The sequence below is a fragment of the Arthrobacter sp. R1-13 genome (assembly GCF_054161475.1).
Genome location: NZ_CP096420.1, coordinates 2,408,108 through 2,424,803 on the forward strand (window position 1 = coordinate 2,408,108; position 16,696 = coordinate 2,424,803).

Consider the following 16,696-nt stretch of genomic DNA (forward strand, 5'->3'; position numbering starts at 1 on the left):
ATGAAGACATGGACTTCTGGCAGCGGTACAGGGCAATAGACGCCCGCGATCCCCGTTTCGACGGGCAGTTCTTCACCGCCGTCCGGACGACGGGGATTTACTGCCGGCCGTCCTGTCCCGCGAGGACTCCCAAGGCTGAGAACGTGACGTTCTATGAAACATCGGCCGCTGCGCACGAAGCCGGTTACCGGGCCTGCAAACGCTGCCTTCCGGAGGCCGTACCTGGAACCCCCGCCTGGAACATGCGCTCGGACGTAGCGGGACGGGCGATGCGCCTCATCAATGACGGCGTCATCAATCGCGATGGAGTGGAAGGGCTGGCCTCGCGGCTGGGCTACTCGTCCCGCCAGCTCAACAGGATCCTCACCTCAGAACTCGGTGCTGGGCCCCTGTCGCTGGCGCGAGCGGGCAGGGCACAGACAGCAAGGACACTGCTGGTGTCGACGTCGATGAAGTTCGCCGATATTGCATTTGCCGCGGGCTTCAACAGCGTGCGCCAGTTCAACGACACCGTTGTGGAGGTCTTCGATATGACCCCGACAGCTCTCCGCGGCACAGCCAGGCAGCAGAAGGCTCCGGTGGCCACCACTACGGCGCTGACGCTCCAACTCCCCTATCGGGAACCGTTCAATCCCGACATCTTCACTTTCCTGGCCGTCCGTGCGATCCCAGGCATAGAGGCCGGCACGCAGACTTCCTACGCCCGAACGCTCCGCTTGCAGCACGGTGATGCCCGGTTCAAGGTGGAGTACGACGACGGCGCCCCCGGCCATCCGTTGATTCTCACCATTGGTGCCGTGGATCTCCGTGACCTTCCTGTCCTGTTGAGCAGGGTGCGCCGGCTCCTGGACCTCGACGCCGACCCCGGGGCAGTGGACTCAGCACTGGCGGCAGAACCCCGCCTCGCACAATCCGTTGCCGAAGCCCCCGGTATGCGTCTGCCCGGCGCCGTGGACCCCCGGGAATTGCTGGTTCGGGCCATGGTGGGCCAGCAAATCACCGTGGCGTCGGCCAGGACCGCCCTTACTCAACTAGCCGTAAGCGGCAGCGAGACCTCCGTGCCCGGCGACGGCCTTGATCGCCTGTTTCCAACGCCGGCCCAACTGTCAGAATCAGCGCCCCTGTTACTCAAGGGCCCTCAGCGGCGGACCGACTCGCTGGTGTCGGTGGCAGCCGCCATGGCAGCAGGCGACCTGGCATTTGGCTACGGAGACAACTTCGCCAGCCTTGCGGACAAGCTCTTGCCCTTGGCCGGAATCGGTCCCTGGACCGTGGGATACGTGGCCATGCGCGTTATCGGGGCGCCGGATGTTTTCCTGGCCAACGATGCGGCCGTCCGCAACGGAATCCGTTCCCTTTCGGCCAGCCGGCCTGTGACCAACCAGTACACCGGGACCCCGGATTTCCGGGAAGTGAGCCCCTGGCGGTCCTACGCCACGATGCATCTGTGGCGGGCCGCTTCGTCCGCATCTCCACCAACACGCACAGGCGCCACCGCAACGAAAGTGAAATCATGAAAGCCGAGCTTCTGACCCTGTCCACCCCCGACGGTCCCTTCACCATCATTGCCCGGGATGGCGAAGTCCTCGCGTCCGGCTGGACTGCTGAGCCCGACGAACTGACCGGCCAGGTACACCCCTTACTGCGTCCCTCCGAATTTGTGGCCGTCCAGGAGATGGGTTCCGTTTCTGAGGCCGTGGAATCTTACTATGCAGGAGATCCTGATCCGGCCATGCACGTTCCGGTGCTGCAGAAATCCGGTCCTTTCCGCAACCACGCCTGGGACATGCTTCGCACCGTAAGCCCGGGTACGCCGGTTACCTACGCCCAGTACGCCATGCTCGCCGGGAATCCGCTGGCTGTCCGTGCGGCGGCAAGCGCATGTGCGTTCAACGCTGCAGCCCTTTTTGTACCCTGCCACCGGGTGATCAGGACCGACGGAACGTTGGGCGGCTTCCGGTGGGGCCTTGCTGTCAAGGAAAGTCTGCTGGCGCGCGAGGCCAGGTGAGGCTTGCTGCGGGCTCCGCTTTGGCTCCGGGCCCTGGTCCTTACTGCAGGTCTAGGGCCGGGCGGCCGGAACGCCTGCAGGCCATGGCAGAAGCTCCGGGAGGTCCACACCGTCAGCGGCGGCCGAAGCCCTGAGGCTGCCCAGCGAAGGAGTCCTACCGGCAAGCCAGGCGGCAATGTCAGTCAGCATGCCGCTGACCACCGTTGTTTTCCCTCCGGAACCAAGAGTGATGGGAGGCAGACCGAGCGGCTGGAACACAAACCGCTCGGGAACCCGCGCAGCGAGGAAATCGAACAGGTGCCCGCAAAAGTTCCTGCTCCAGGTCTCCGGACCGCGGCCCATACCGAGGTCAGCGGCGTGGATGGTGAGTTCACGCCAGAGGGCCAGGCCGCCGTCGTACACCACGCCGCCGCGGTACGAGATGGGAGCCTGCCAACCGGCCTCCCCTAAACCCTCGAGCCTGGCTAAACCATCGAAAGCGCGCAGGACCCGCCCCAAGGCAGCGTCGAGGGCTGTCCGGTGCTCCGTAAAGGAACGACTGGCCGCCATATCGATGGCTTGGTTCCGGCCCTCAAAGCCGCCGTCATACAATTCCACGGTCTCGCCACGGGCTGCGTATTCCAGCTGGCGGGCCATGGCGTTGGCTATGCCGCTGATGTGCGCCAGCACGTGTCCCCGGCTCCATCCCGGCAGTTCGGAGGGCGCAGGAACGTCCTCCTCGCTCAGTTTGGCGGCAAGGCCGTCCACGACATCGGCCGCTTTATGGAGCTCTACGAGGAGATCGTCAGTTCTGATCGTGGTCATTGCGCCATCCTAAACGCGAGATGGCACTTCACGGCAGTTATCCCGAAGAATACTGCTGCAAAGTGCCATCTCGCGCGGACTGGTGGCCTGGTCAGCCGGCGTACGCCCTGACCATGGAGACTTCCACTTCGAGGGCTTTCAACTGGCGTTCGACGGCGGCCGGCGCCGTCCCGCCCTGGGAGTTCCGGCTGTTGAGCGAACCTTCCGTGCTGAGGACGGTCCGTACCTCGGGAGTGAGGTGCTCCGAGATGGCTCCGTACTCCTCGTCCGTCAGGTCCCAGAGTTCGACGCCGCGGCTCTCGGCCTGCTTGACGGCGGCGCCGGAAAGCTCATGCGCTTCCCGGAACGGCACGCCCTGACGCACGAGCCATTCGGCAATGTCGGTCGCGAGCGCAAATCCCTGAGGAGCCAGTGATTCCATCCGCTCCTTGTTGAATTTCAGGGTGGCGATCATTCCCGAGACCGCCGGAAGCAGCAGCTCGAGGGTGTCGGCGGCGTCAAAGACCGGCTCCTTGTCCTCCTGCAGATCGCGGTTGTACGCGAGAGGCAAGCCCTTGAGCGTGGCCAGCAGCCCGGTCAGGTTGCCGATCAGGCGTCCCGCCTTGCCACGAGCCAGCTCGGCAACGTCGGGGTTCTTTTTCTGCGGCATGATCGACGATCCGGTGGAATAGGAATCATGCAGGGTGACGAAGGAGAACTCCTTGGTAGCCCACAAAATCACTTCCTCCGAAACCCGAGAAAGGTCCACTCCGATCATGGCCGTCACCCAGGCAAACTCGGCGAAGACATCGCGGGAAGCGGTGCCGTCGATTGAGTTATGGGTTGCGGAGAAGAAGCCAAGGTCCGCAGCAACGGCTTCCGGATCCAGTCCCAATGAAGAACCCGCCAAGGCACCGGAACCATACGGCGAAACACCTGCCCGCTTGTCCCAGTCCTGGAGACGCTGCACATCACGAAGCAGGGCCCAGGCATGGGCCAGGAGATGATGGCTGAGCAGGACCGGCTGGGCGTGCTGAAGGTGGGTCCTGCCGGGCATGGCCACGCCCTGGTGCGCCTTGGCCTGGTCGACGAGGGCGTCGATGGTGGCCAGCACTCCCCGCGCGATGATGCGGGCGTGGTCCCGCAGGAACATCCGTCCCAACGTTGCCACTTGGTCGTTGCGTGAACGTCCGGCCCTGAGCTTTCCGCCCAGCTGCGTTCCGGCACGCTCAATCAGCCCGCGTTCCAGGGAGCCGTGAACGTCCTCGTCTGATTCAGCTGGCAGGTAGGCCCCTGAAGCCACGTCCTCGTCCAGCTGTGCCAGCGCAGCCAGCATGCCCTTGAGCTCGGCCTCGTCCAACAGCCCGGCCTTGTGGAGCACGCGGGCGTGCGCCACCGAGCCGGCAATGTCATAGCGTGCCAGCCGCCAGTCAAAGTGAGTGGATTTGCTCAGGGCTGCCAGGGCATCCGCGGGGCCGCCGGCAAAACGGCCGCCCCACAGTGCGCCTTCATTGGTCCCCGAACGCTCCCCAACCTCGCTGCGCTCGGACGGGGACCCCTGCGTTCGTGGGCCCTGCTGCTGACTCACTGTCCTGCGACGCGGATGTCGCGGCCGGAGGCAACCTTTGCAGACATGCCCCAGAGCTCGATGAAGCCCCGTGCCATGGACTGGTCGAAGGTGTCGCCGGTGTCGTACGTGGCGAGGTCGAAGTCATACAGCGAGGTCTCGGAGCGGCGGCCGTTGACGATGGCCTGGCCGCCGTGGAGGACCATACGGATATCGCCGGAGACGTACTTCTGGGTGTCCTCGATGAAAGCGTCCAGGGAGCGCTTGAGCGGGGAGAACCACTGGCCGTCGTAGACCAGTTCGGCCCAGCGCTGGCCAACAGTGGCCTTGAAGCGGGCCTGCTCGCGTTCGATGGTGATGTCTTCGAGGTGCTTGTGGGCCGTGATCAGGGCCATCGCGCCCGGTGCCTCGTAGATTTCGCGGGACTTGATGCCCACCAGGCGGTCCTCCACGACGTCGATGCGGCCCACCCCCTGCGCGCCTGCGCGGCGGTTCAGTTCCTTGATGGCCTGCAGCGGGGTGACCTTGACGCCGTCGATCGCCACCGGCACTCCGGCCTCGAACGAAATGGTGACCTCATCCGGGGCCGGCGGGAACTCCGGGGTGGCGGTGTAGTCGTAAATGTCCTTGGTGGGGGCATTCCAGATGTCTTCGAGGTAGCCGGTTTCGACGGCGCGTCCCCAGACGTTCTGGTCGATCGAGTACGGGTTCTTCTTGGTGGTCTCGATCGGCAGACCCTTTTCCTCGGCGAAGGCAATGGCCTTGTCGCGGGTCAGGGCGAGGTCGCGGACAGGGGCGATGCACTTCAGGTCCGGGCCGAGAGTCTGGATGCCAACTTCAAAGCGGACCTGGTCGTTGCCCTTGCCGGTGCAGCCGTGGGCAACGGTGGTGGCGCCGAATTCGCGGGCGGCCTTGACGAGGTGCTTGACGATGACCGGACGCGAGATGGCAGAAACCAACGGATAGTGGCCCTGGTAGAGGGCGTTCGCCTTCAGCGTGGGGACGCAGTACTCGTTGGCGAACTCGTCGCTCGCGTCGGCAACGTAGGCTTCGACAGCCCCACAGCCCAGTGCGCGCTGGCGGATGGTCTCCAGGGACTCGCCGCCCTGTCCGACGTCGACTGCCACGGCGATGACCTCGGCACCGGTGGCTTCGCCGATCCAGCCGATGGCTACGGAAGTATCAAGGCCACCGGAGTAGGCCAGCACAATACGCTCAGTCACGGAAATGCTCCTCAGTTGTGTTTGTTGTTGTTGTTTGTTGGTTAGCCGTCAAGTGGTCGCACGGCTGGTCTGCTTACAGCTTAGGGGTCCGCCCGCTAAACCTCATTGGCCTGCTTCATCAGCCAATCTAAGGAACCGGGCAGCAAGTTCGGCTCCGCCTTCAGGATCACGCGTCACCAGCATGACGGTGTCGTCGCCGGCGATGGTTCCGAGGATGGAAGGCATCACCGAATGGTCGATGGCCAATGCCAGGAAGTTGGCTGCCCCCGGTGGCGTCCTGAGCACCACGATATTGGCCGACGCTTCGGCCGTGACCAGGAGTTCCCCGCACAACCGTGCGAGACGGCTGTCCAAAATTTCCTGGGTGACGCCGCTCTTGGCTGCCCGCTCCCCGCCCTCGCCGGGCACCGCGTACACCAGAACGCCTTCCTTGCCGCGGACCCTGACGGCTCCAAGTTCAACGAGGTCACGGGACAACGTCGCCTGGGTGACCTGGACGCCGTCGTCCGCCAGCAGTGCTGCCAGCTCTGCCTGGGAACGGACCGACTCCCCCGTCAGGATGGCGATGATGCGGGCCTGCCGGGCCGTCTTAGTGGCGGGGCTGGCGCCAGGTGAAACAGAGGGAAGGGACACTAATTGCCGTCCCTGGTCACCGGCGGAAGGCCTTCCACCACGGCCAGTCCGGACTGGTGCATCAGCCACGCCATCAGCGCCTTCTGGGCGTGCAGCCGGTTTTCCGCCTCGTCCCAGACGATCGACTGGGGACCGTCGATGACTCCTGCAGAGATTTCGTAACCTCTGTAGGCCGGCAGGCAGTGAAGGACGACGGCGTCAGGTGCCGCGTGCTGCATTGCTGCCTCATCAACGGAGTACTCCCGGAACAGCTGCAGCCGGGCTTCCTTTTCGGCTTCCTGTCCCATGGACACCCAGGTGTCCGTGGCGACGACATCGGACCCGGCCAACGCTTCGGCTGCATCGGTGGTGATCAGGACCGACCCGCCGGTCTCTCCAGCGCGCTTCTCGGCGGCTGCCACGATGTCCGCTGATGGCAGGTACCCTTCCGGGCCGGCGATGCGGACGTGCATTCCGGCTGTCACTCCGGCCAGGAGGTAGGAGTTGGCCATGTTGTTGGCGGCGTCACCGAGGTAGCTCATGGTGAGACCCTTGAGCTCGCCTTTGTGTTCCTTCACCGCCAGGAGGTCGGCCAGGAGCTGGCAGGGGTGGTAGTCATCGCACAGAGCATTGATGACCGGAACGCTGGAATTTTCCGCCATCGCAACCAGGCCGGAGTGCGCTCCTGTTCGCCACACAATGGTGGAGACCATGCGTTCGAGGACCTTGGCGGTGTCTTCCACCGATTCCTTGTGGCCGATCTGTGCTTCCCCTGGGTTGATGATCAGCGCGTTGCCGCCCATATCCGCCACACCCGCCGCGAAGGAGACGCGTGTCCGGGTGGACGTCTTGTCGAAGATCACGGCAACGGTCTTGCGGCCGCTTCCTTCACCGGCGAACGGCTGGGCACTGTAGGGCGCGGCCTTCAGCCGGATGGCCAGATCAAGCACTTCAGCCTGCTCGGCCGCGGTGAGGTCGGTGTCCTTAAGGAAATGGCGCGTGGTGGTCACTGGGCGTCCTTTGCGATGGTTAGGAGCACGGGCAGGGCCTTGATAAAGCGGTCGGCCTGTTCGACGGTGAGAATGAGCGGCGGAGCCAGGCGGATGGTACGCGGGCCCGGGCTGTTGACAATGAACCCGTTCTCGAGGCCGGCTGTGACCAGCGCAGGAGCAATGTCGGCGTCGAGGTCGAAGCCGATCAGGAGCCCTTCGCCCCGCACTTCAGTAACGCCTTCCACGCCGGCGAGGGCCAGCCGCAGATGCTCACCTACCACCCGAGCGTTTTCGAGGACGTGCTGGTGCTCGAGTGTGTGCAACGTCGCCAGGGCAGCCGCCGTCGCCACGGGGTTTCCCCCGAAGGTGGTTCCGTGCTGGCCGGCCGTAAGGAGCGACGACGCCAGCTCGCCGAAGGTGATCAGTGCACCAACCGGGAACCCGCCACCCAACCCCTTTGCCAGGGTTATGGCGTCAGGAACAATGCCCGCGTCCTCGCTGGCCAGCCATTTTCCGGTCCTGCCGATACCGGTCTGGACTTCGTCGAGGATGAGCAGGGCGCCGGCCTTGCTGGTGGCTTCCCGGGCAGCCTGCAAGTAGCCGGCCGGGAGTGGCCTGACACCGGCTTCGCCTTGGATTGGCTCCAGGAAGACAGCGGCGACCGACTCGTCAATGGCGTCCAGAAGCGCATCCACGTCACCGAACGGGACGTGGACGACTCCGGCCGGCAACGGCTCAAATGGCGTACGGTACGCTTCCTTCGCCGTGAGAGCCAGGGCGCCCATGGTCCGCCCGTGGAATGCACCCTCAAGCGCGATGATCTTGGTCCGTGGCTTTCCTTCGGTGCCGGTGTTGCGGCGGGTCAGCTTGAAGGCTGCCTCGTTCGCTTCAGTGCCGGAGTTGGCGAAGAACACCTTCGAACCCGCGGGGGCGTTGGTGACTGCCAGCAGTTTCTCAGCCAGCGCGATCTGCGTGGGACTGGTGAAGAAGTTGGAGACGTGGCCAAGGGTGGCGAGCTGGCTTGAGATCACCGAGGTGACGAAGGGGTGTGCATGACCCAGGGCATTGACTGCGATGCCGCCCAGCAGGTCAAGGTACTCCTTCCCGTCCGCATCCCACACAAGGCAACCGGCTCCACGGACCAGGACGCGCTGGGGAGTTCCGAAGACGCCGATGAGGGACGACGAATAGCGTGCCAGCCATTCCGCGCCGCTGCTATGGGCTGCTACGAGCTCCCGGATCGGAGAGGATTCCACCCCTGTTTGTCCCTGTGCCGCCTGTCCTGCCGCAGTGTGTTCCGTGGCGTTCTCAACTATGTTCATGCGTTTATGTCCTCGTCCGAAACAACCTGGGTGCCAATGCCGGCGGTGGTGAAGGTTTCCAGAAGCATGGAATGGGGAAGCCGGCCGTCCACGATATGCGCCTGTCCCACGCCGCCGTCGACCGCCTTCAGGCACGCCCCCATCTTGGGAATCATGCCCGACTCCAGTGACGGCAGGAGCTTGCGGAGTTCGGACGCGGTCAGTGAAGAAATCAGTGAGCTCCGGTCGGGCCAGTTGGCGTAGAGGCCTTCAACGTCGGTGAGGATCACCAGCTTCGATGCGTCCAGCGCCTCAGCCAAGGCGGCGGCGGCTGTGTCAGCGTTGACGTTGAGGACCTGGCCGGTGGTCTGGAACCCGGTACCGTCGTCGGCGATTTCAGGAGCAACAGTGGAGATCACGGGAATGCGGCCTGCTGCCAGGATGTCCAGGATGCCTTCCGGATTCACGCCCACGACTTCGCCCACGAGGCCCAGGTCCACTTCTTCCCCGTCCACCACCGTTCCGGTGCGCACCGCACGCAACAGTCCGCCGTCTTCCCCGGACATGCCAACGGCATAAGGCCCATGGGAGTTGATGAGGCCCACAAGTTCGCGGCCGACCTGGCCCGTCAGCACCATACGGACCACGTCCATGGCTTCGGGGGTGGTGACGCGCAGGCCGCCCTTGAATTCCGACTCGATGCCGAGCCGGCTAAGCATCGCGTTGATCTGCGGGCCGCCTCCGTGCACCACTACAGGGTGGATGCCCACATGGTGTAGGAACACAATGTCCTCGGCAAAAGCCCGGCGAAGGTCCTCGTTGACCATGGCGTTTCCGCCGTATTTGATCACCATGGTGGTGCCGGCAAAACGCTGGATCCAGGGCAGCGCCTCGATGAGTGTCTCAGCCTTGCTCTGGGCCGCGCTGGTCGCCGTGGGTTCACGGGTCTGGGTGTTCATTGCTGCTGTTTCTCCCTAGCTGGAGTAGGCGCTGTTCTCGTGAACGTAGTCGTGGGTGAGGTCATTGGTCCAAATGGTGGCTTCGGCGCCGCCTGCCTGGAGGTCGATCTCCACCAGGACTTCGCGGGGCTCAAGGTCCACAAGCCCGCGGTCCTCCCCGATGCTGCCCTTCTGGCAGATCTGGACACCGTTCATGGAAACGTTCAGCTCGTCCGGATCGAACGCAGCATCGGTGGTCCCGACGGCTGCGAGCACGCGGCCCCAGTTGGGGTCCTTGCCGAAGATCGCTGCTTTGAAGAGATTGGAACGGGCGACGGCGCGGCTCACGATTTCAGCGTCCCGCTCGCTCTCAGCGTTGAAGGTCCTGATGGCGATATCGTGGCTGGCGCCTTCAGCATCGCCGATGAGTTTCCGTGCCAGTTCGGCGCAGACCTTCGTCAATCCTTCACCAAAGTCTTCGGCGCTGGGTACCGCGCCGGACGCACCGGAAGCCAGCAGCACCACCGTGTCGTTGGTGGACATGCAGCCGTCGGAGTCTGCCCGGTCAAACGTGACCCTGGTGGCGTCCCGCAGGACGACGTCGAGCATTTCCGCCGGGACGTCGGCATCAGTGGTGAGGACCACCAGCATGGTGGCGAGCCCGGGTGCCAGCATGCCGGCCCCCTTGGCGATGCCTCCGATGGCGAATTCATTGCCCTCGGCATCCTGGCCGATGAACACCGCCTGCTTGGAGACGGAGTCCGTAGTCATGATGGCGGTTGCTGCGTCCGAGCCGCCCTCGTCGCTTAAGGCCGACGCAGCGGCATCGATACCGGGCACGACTTTGTCCATCGGCAAGTGCTCGCCAATCAGGCCGGTAGAGCAGACAATAACGTCGGTGGCCGACAGGGACAGCGCCTCAGCTGTCTTCTCCGCCGTCGTGTGCGTGTTCTGGAATCCCTGGGGACCCGTGCAGGCGTTTGCGCCACCGGAGTTGAGGATCACGGCGTCCACCCGCCCGTCCTTTATCACTTCCCGGGACCAGTGAACGGGCGCAGCGGCCACACGGTTGCTCGTAAACACTGCCGCTGCCGCCTTCGACGGCCCGTCGTTGACCACCAGGGCGAGATCCGGCTTACCGGACGCCTTCAGGCCTGCTGTGACTCCAGCAGCGCGGAACCCCTTGGGTACGGTAATGGTCACGGTGCGACTCCCTGCAGGTTGAGGCCGGCGGTCTCTGGGAGGCCAAGGGCAATGTTCATGGACTGTACTGCTCCGCCCGCTGTCCCCTTGGTGAGGTTGTCCAGGGCGCAGGTGATGATGACGCGGCCGGTGTGCTCGTCGAACGCAAGCTGCATGGCCGCGTGGTTGGATCCCACAACGGACTTGGTGGAGGGCCATTGGCCCTGAGGGAGCAGATGGACAAAAGGCTCGTCGTCGTACGCATCCGCCCAGGCCCTGCGGAGGTCCTCAGCTGTCACACCGGCACGGACTTTCGCCGTGGCGGTAGTCAGGATGCCGCGGCTCATTGGAGCCAGGGTGGGAGTAAAGGAGACGGTCACAGCTTCGCCCGCCGCTTTGGACAGGCCCTGCTCAATCTCAGGCGTATGCCGGTGCCCGCCACCCACCCCGTACGGGCTCATGGAGCCCATGACCTCGGAACCGATGAGGTTTACTTTCGCCGCCTTTCCGGCGCCCGATGTCCCGGACGCCGAGACAATGACGACGTCGTCAGGCTGCAGCAGGTTATTCGAAAAGCCAGGAGCGAGTGCCAGGAGAGCGGACGTCGGGTAGCAACCCGGGACGGCAATGCGCTTTGCGCCTTTAAGGGCCTCGCGCTGACCCGGAAGTTCCGGCAAGCCGTATGGCCAGCTGCCTGCATGGGTGGACGCATAGAACTTCTCCCACGCGGCCGAGTCTTCCAGACGGTGGTCCGCGCCGGCGTCGATCACCACCGTGCCTCCCGGCAGTTTTGCTGCAATCTCGGCAGAAGCGCCGTGCGGAAGCGCCAGGAAAACGACGTCGTGGCCCGCAAGGTTCTCGACAGTGGTGTCTTCCAGTATCCGGCTGGCAAGGCCATGGAGATGGGGCTGCAATTCGCCTAGTCTGGAACCGGCGTTGCTGTGCGCTGTGATTGCCCCGATGGTCACGTCCGGGTGAGCGGCAAGCAAGCGCAGGACTTCGCCACCGGCGTAGCCACTGGCACCTGAGACGGCAACAGAAATAGTCATACTACGACCCTACAGCAAAACTATGCATATGTCTCGATATTTATGCACGGCCTTTTCCCGCCCTCTTCGGTGACCGAAGCAGCAAAACGACGATTGATGCTGACCGGACAGCGTATGCTGGGTGGAGGGTGATCCAGACCGTGCAGGCCGAGTGTCGGATGCAGCGTTGCCCGTAACAATGGCAAGGCAGACATCTATGACCCCAACCATCACCTCGGAGCGCCCGAAATCACGTGTCGTGAAGGCAAACCCGGTTGTTCAAAGCTATTCCGAACTCTTGAAGAGCGTCAAAGCCGCAGGCCTGCTTGAGCGCCGTGTCGGTTTTTACGTCACAGTCTTCTCCAGCCTCGTCCTCCTGATGACCGCAACGTGGTTCGGTTTCGCCCTGATCGGTGACAGTTGGTTCCAGCTCCTGATTGCCGCAGCCTTGGGCGTCATTTGCACCCAGCTAAGCTTCCTGGCGCATGAGGCCGGCCACCGGCAGATCTTCGCTTCACGCCGTGCCAATGACTGGTCGGCACGGCTTCTCGCCACCTCTGTCGCCGGAATGAGTTACTCCTGGTGGGAGCAGAAGCACGGTGCCCACCACAATCACCCCAATGTGATTTCCAAGGATCCTGACATCATGGACAGCCCCATCGCTTTCCATGTCGAGGAGTCGACCTCCCGACAGGGACGGCTGTCCTCCATGCTGACCCGCAGGCAGGGCTGGTTCTTCTTTCCGCTTCTCTTGCTCGTAGGCCTGGGCCTTCAGATCGATTCGGTCAAGTTCGTCTTCCGCCGCGCCAAGGTGACGCACCGCTGGGTTGAGCTGCCCATCCTCGTCGTCCGGCTGAGCATTCTGCCCATCCTCGCCTTTTCATTCCTCCCGATTGGAATGGCGTTTGCCTTCCTCGCCGTTCAACTGGTCGTTTTCGGTTTCTACATGGGCGCATCATTTGCTCCGAACCACAAAGGCATGCCCGTCCTGCCCACGAACAGCCGCGTTGACTTCCTCAGCCGCCAGGTCCTGACGTCCCGCAACATTTCCGGTGGCCGCTTCATGGACATCCTCATGGGCGGCCTCAACCGCCAGGTGGAGCACCACCTCTTCCCGGACATGGCCCGACCCCAATTGCACCGCGCAAGCGCGATCGTTCGTCAGTACTGCGACAAGCACGATATCCCATTCACCGAAACCACTCTGCTTCAGTCGTATGGAATTATCGTGCGCTACCTCAATGACGTGGGACTGGCAGCGGGGCGTCACTTTGAGTGCCCCATGGCTACTGTTACCCGCCGGTACTGATTCCCGCTTCGCCGGCTCCTTCTTAACCCGCGCCTCACCTGCGCGCCTGCCTCACCTACGGTCGTGTTCGCTGTGACCGTCATGGATACCTAGGATGGGATTCACGACCCGGGCACAGGAAGTCCCTGCCCCGAGAAGGAGTTCCCATGACGCATGCCATCCTCGCCCAGCAGCCGGGCGGACCTGAGGTCCTGGAATACGCCGACGTTGACCGCCCGCAGCCGGGACCTGGCCAGGTGCTGGTCAAGGTTGCCGCAGCCGGCGTCAACTTCATCGACACCTACCACCGCAGCGGCACCTACAACGTCCCCTTTCCGTTCACTCCAGGCTCCGAAGCCTCGGGTACGGTGGAGGAACTTGGCGAAGGAGTGAGCGACCTTGCCGTGGGAGACCGCGTCGCCACGGCAGAAGGCTCCCGCTGCTACGCCGGCTATACAGTGCTCGACGCCGCTAAGGCTCTGCCTGTGCCGGACAACGTTGATCACCTCACCGCAGCCGCCCTGCCGCTGCAGGGCATGACGGCCCACTACCTGATCAATTCCTCTTTCAGGGTGGAGCCGGGCCACACCATTTTGACTCATGCCGGAGCAGGTGGCGTCGGCCTGCTGCTGATCCAACTGCTCAAGGAGAGAGGCGCCCGCGTCATCACCACAGTCTCGTCCGATGCTAAAGAAGAGCTGGCACGGGAAGCAGGCGCCGACGAAGTCCTGCGGTACGTCGGCTTTCCGCACCACGTCCGCGAACTGACCGGCGGCAGAGGGGTGGACGCCGTGTACGACGGCGTCGGCCGCAACACTTTTGATGGCTCACTCTCGTGCCTGCGCACCCGGGGTTCACTGGTGCTTTTCGGGGCAGCCTCCGGCCCTGTTCCGCCCTTCGACCCACAACGGCTGAATGCCGCCGGCTCGCTGACGCTCACCCGCCCCTCGCTGGCTCATTTCCTCGGCAATCCGCAAGAACGCCGTTGGCGCTCCGGGGAAATCTTTGCCGCCGCAGCCAACGGAAACCTCAAGGTCCGGATTGGCGCCACCTATCCGCTAAAGGATGCCCATCAGGCCCACAGCGACCTCGAAGGCCGGCGCACCACCGGGAAGGTACTGCTGGTTCCCTAGCATCCACCCTTATAGGCATGTAGCTGTGCTGAACGCAGAAGATCCCCCGCAATATTGCGGGGGATCTTCTGCATTCGGTGTCATGGCTGAGACGAATCAGCGCTGAACGGCACCAAACCGGCTGGCGGCCAGGGCAACAGCGCTCTCACGGGCAGCCGACGCTTCTTCCGCCGTCAGGGTGCGGTCAGCGGCGCGGAAGCGGAGACTGAACGCCAAAGACTTCTTGCCGTCCTCAATGCCTTTGCCGGCGTAGATATCGAATAGCGCTACATCCTCCAGCAGTTCCCCGGCACCCTCACGGAGTGCAGTCAGGACCTCATCTGCAGCCACCTCTTGCGGCACCACGAGGGCCACGTCCTGGGTAGCTACGGGGAACGTTGAAATATGCCGGGCCACGATCACATCAGCCGCTGCCTCGAACAGGACATCGGCGTTGATTTCCACGGCTACCGAGCGTTCAGGCATGTCCTGCGCCGCAAGCAGCTTCGGATGAAGCTCACCGGCGTAACCCACAATTTCTCCGGAGCGCAGTGACAGGCGGGCTGCACGGCCTGGATGGAAAGCCTGGTGCCTCCCCTGGCTGACAACCAGTTCCACCCCGAGGACGTCACCGGCGAGGCGGGCTATGTCCAACGCATCTGCCCAGTCCCAGGGACGGGGCGTGTGGTTGGCTGCCGCCGGTGAATCGTGCCCGGTCAACACCGCGGCGATGTGCAGCGGCTGGTCCGGAACGCCTTCGTACAGCGCATCCAGCACCTCATCGGCAGGTTTGACGCCAAGCGGCGGTATGGAAGCTGTCCCCACCTCGCCGGCCGGCAGGAACACCAGCCCGGCTTCAAAAACAGCGAGGTCGCGGAAACCCCGTGAATGGTTGCGTTTGGCTACCTCGATGAGTCCGGGAAGGATGGACGTCCGCAGGAACCCCTGTTCCTCGCTGATGGGGTTGGCGAGCTTGACCGCGGGACGGGGAGCCCCTTCCTCGGGCACGCCGAACGTGTCGTTCGCCGCCTTCGAAACAAACGGGTAGGCCAGCACCTCAGTGAGCCCGGCATCGGCGCAGGCCTGGATGAGCCTCCGGCGCTGCTGCTGCACACGGGTCAGGCCGCGGCCTGGAGGGGCTACCGGAAGTGTTGCAGGAATCTGGTCGTATCCGACCAGACGGGCAATCTCCTCTGACAAGTCTTCCTTGGTTTCCAGATCATTGCGCCAGCTCGGCGCCGTGACCCGCCAGCCGCCGTCGTACTTCTCAACCGCGGCACCGAGGTCCTCCAGCGAGGTGACGATCTGCTCTTCCGTGAAGTCGATGCCGATCCGCTCGGCGGCGAAAGCCGCCGGCAGGGCGATGGACACGGCGTCCGGCGCGGTTCCGACGTCGGTACCCGCCTCGTCAGCGGTGCCCCCCGCAAGCTCCACGAGCAGATCGACCGCACGCTGGGCGGCGATGTTCGCCACCTGCCAGTCAACCCCGCGCTCAAAACGCTTCGACGCTTCGGACGGCAGCTTGTGGCGACGGCGTGAGCGGGCGATCGAGACTTCCTCAAAGTGCGCGGCCTCTATCAGCACAGTGGACGTGGCCTCGGAGACTTCGGTGGATGCTCCTCCCATGACGCCCGCGACGCCGATGGGGCCTGAATCGTCCGTGATCAGCAGATCCTCAGGATCAAGCGCGCGTTCCTTGCCGTCGAGAGTGGTGAGCGTCTCCCCCGCCACGGCACGCCGGACCACGATCTCGCCTGACAGCTTGTCCTGGTCATAGAAGTGCAGGGGCTGGCCGAGTTCAAACATGACGTAGTTGGAGATGTCCACGGGCAGCGAAACGGAACGCACACCCGCCAGCCGCAGGCGCGCAGCCATCCACGGCGGCGTCGGCCGGGAAGCGTCAACACCACGCACAGTGCGGGCGACGAAACGGTCGCAACCTGGCTTGCCGTAGATGGGGGCGTCGTCGTTGAGCTTGACGCCGTAACCACCGGCGAGCTCCGAGGGTGCATGCACCTTGGCAGCCGGGTCCGTGAAAGCAGTTCCCGTGGCGTGAGCGTATTCGCGGGCAACACCGCGGATGGAGAATGCGTAGCCGCGGTCCGGGGTGACGTTGATCTCGGCAGCTTCGTCATACAGCCCCAACAGCTCCATGGCGTCCGTACCGATTTCAGGGTCAAGGCCAATACGGGACAGAACGAGGATGCCGTCATGATCCTCGCCGATTCCGAGCTCGCGCACGGAGGCGATCATCCCGGCCGAGAGGTGGCCATAGGTCTTGCGCGCGGAGATGCGGAAGTCGCCGGGCAGCACAGCGCCGGGCAGCGTGACCACCACCTTGTCCCCTTCAACGAAGTTGTGGGCACCGCAGATGATGCCCTGCACTCCTGACGGATCAATGCCGTCACCGGTGAGGGTCTGTTCCCGTCCCTCGGGGACAACGCGGACCTGGCACCAGTTGATGGTCTTGCCGTTGGACTGCGGTTCCTTTACGAGGCTGAGCACCTGGCCCACCACGATGGGACCCTGAAGGGTGTCTGTAGGCCGGTGGACTGCTTCTTCTTCAAAACCGACCTTGACCAGCTCGGCCATAACGTCCTCGGCCGTGGCTCCGGCCGGTACCTGCGCGAATTCACGCAGCCAGGAAAGTGGGATACGCACT

At 64.0% G+C, this 16,696-nt stretch carries 14 protein-coding genes; 4 read left to right on the forward strand and 10 right to left on the reverse strand.

Annotation, left to right across the window (positions count from 1 at the left end; all coding sequences use genetic code 11):
• Window positions 1–8: 8 nt before the first annotated feature.
• Together M1D88_RS11020 and M1D88_RS11025 are read left to right on the forward strand one after the other, a co-directional pair.
• Entirely contained in the window at window positions 9–1,517 is a 1,509-nt protein-coding gene (locus M1D88_RS11020; RefSeq protein ID WP_458110927.1) for an AlkA N-terminal domain-containing protein, read from the forward strand.
• Window positions 1,514–2,008: a methylated-DNA--[protein]-cysteine S-methyltransferase gene (locus tag M1D88_RS11025; RefSeq protein WP_458110928.1), complete on the forward strand. Its 495-nt coding sequence runs from the start codon at window positions 1,514–1,516 to the stop codon at window positions 2,006–2,008. The genes M1D88_RS11020 and M1D88_RS11025 overlap by 4 nt, the downstream gene beginning before the upstream one ends.
• Window positions 2,009–2,059: 51 nt before the next feature.
• On the opposite strand, the gene M1D88_RS11030 is transcribed toward M1D88_RS11025, so the two are convergent.
• The 9 genes from M1D88_RS11030 to argC form a co-directional block, all read right to left on the reverse strand.
• A complete protein-coding gene (locus tag M1D88_RS11030; RefSeq protein WP_458110929.1) occupies window positions 2,060–2,812 on the reverse strand; it encodes a maleylpyruvate isomerase family mycothiol-dependent enzyme in 753 nt (250 codons plus the stop codon).
• Window positions 2,813–2,903: 91 nt separating this feature from the next.
• Window positions 2,904–4,379 carry an argininosuccinate lyase gene (gene argH, locus M1D88_RS11035; RefSeq protein WP_458110930.1) on the reverse strand — a complete coding sequence of 492 codons (1,476 nt, stop codon included), beginning with the start codon at window positions 4,377–4,379 and terminating at the stop codon, window positions 2,904–2,906.
• Window positions 4,376–5,581, reverse strand: coding sequence for an argininosuccinate synthase (locus tag M1D88_RS11040; protein ID WP_306904756.1), 1,206 nt, complete (start codon window positions 5,579–5,581; stop codon window positions 4,376–4,378). The genes argH and M1D88_RS11040 overlap by 4 nt, the downstream gene beginning before the upstream one ends.
• A gap of 102 nt (window positions 5,582–5,683) precedes the next feature.
• Entirely contained in the window at window positions 5,684–6,214 is a 531-nt protein-coding gene (locus M1D88_RS11045; RefSeq protein ID WP_458110931.1) for an arginine repressor, read from the reverse strand.
• Window positions 6,214–7,203 carry an ornithine carbamoyltransferase gene (gene argF, locus M1D88_RS11050; protein ID WP_458110932.1) on the reverse strand — a complete coding sequence of 330 codons (990 nt, stop codon included), beginning with the start codon at window positions 7,201–7,203 and terminating at the stop codon, window positions 6,214–6,216. The genes M1D88_RS11045 and argF overlap by 1 nt, the downstream gene beginning before the upstream one ends.
• Entirely contained in the window at window positions 7,200–8,507 is a 1,308-nt protein-coding gene (locus tag M1D88_RS11055; protein ID WP_458110933.1) for an acetylornithine transaminase, read from the reverse strand. Before M1D88_RS11055 ends, argF begins: the two co-directional genes overlap by 4 nt.
• Complete coding sequence (argB, locus tag M1D88_RS11060; protein WP_309107216.1) at window positions 8,504–9,445, reverse strand: acetylglutamate kinase; 942 nt, start codon at window positions 9,443–9,445, stop codon at window positions 8,504–8,506. The genes M1D88_RS11055 and argB overlap by 4 nt, the downstream gene beginning before the upstream one ends.
• Before the next feature lie 15 nt (window positions 9,446–9,460).
• Entirely contained in the window at window positions 9,461–10,627 is a 1,167-nt protein-coding gene (argJ, locus tag M1D88_RS11065; RefSeq protein WP_458110934.1) for a bifunctional glutamate N-acetyltransferase/amino-acid acetyltransferase ArgJ, read from the reverse strand.
• Window positions 10,624–11,655, reverse strand: a complete 1,032-nt coding sequence (gene argC / locus M1D88_RS11070) for an N-acetyl-gamma-glutamyl-phosphate reductase (protein ID WP_458110935.1) — start codon at window positions 11,653–11,655, stop codon at window positions 10,624–10,626. Before argC ends, argJ begins: the two co-directional genes overlap by 4 nt.
• Window positions 11,656–11,851: 196 nt before the next feature.
• Here argC and M1D88_RS11075 point away from each other — a divergent pair, with 196 nt between their 5' ends.
• Window positions 11,852–12,943: a fatty acid desaturase family protein gene (locus M1D88_RS11075; RefSeq protein ID WP_458110936.1), complete on the forward strand. Its 1,092-nt coding sequence runs from the start codon at window positions 11,852–11,854 to the stop codon at window positions 12,941–12,943.
• Window positions 12,944–13,089: 146 nt separating this feature from the next.
• Complete coding sequence (locus M1D88_RS11080; RefSeq protein ID WP_458110937.1) at window positions 13,090–14,055, forward strand: quinone oxidoreductase family protein; 966 nt, start codon at window positions 13,090–13,092, stop codon at window positions 14,053–14,055.
• A 96-nt stretch (window positions 14,056–14,151) separates the two neighbouring features.
• Here the strand turns inward: M1D88_RS11080 and pheT are convergent, their stop codons facing one another.
• Window positions 14,152–16,695, reverse strand: coding sequence for a phenylalanine--tRNA ligase subunit beta (pheT, locus tag M1D88_RS11085; RefSeq protein WP_458110938.1), 2,544 nt, complete (start codon window positions 16,693–16,695; stop codon window positions 14,152–14,154).
• Window position 16,696: the final 1 nt, after the last annotated feature.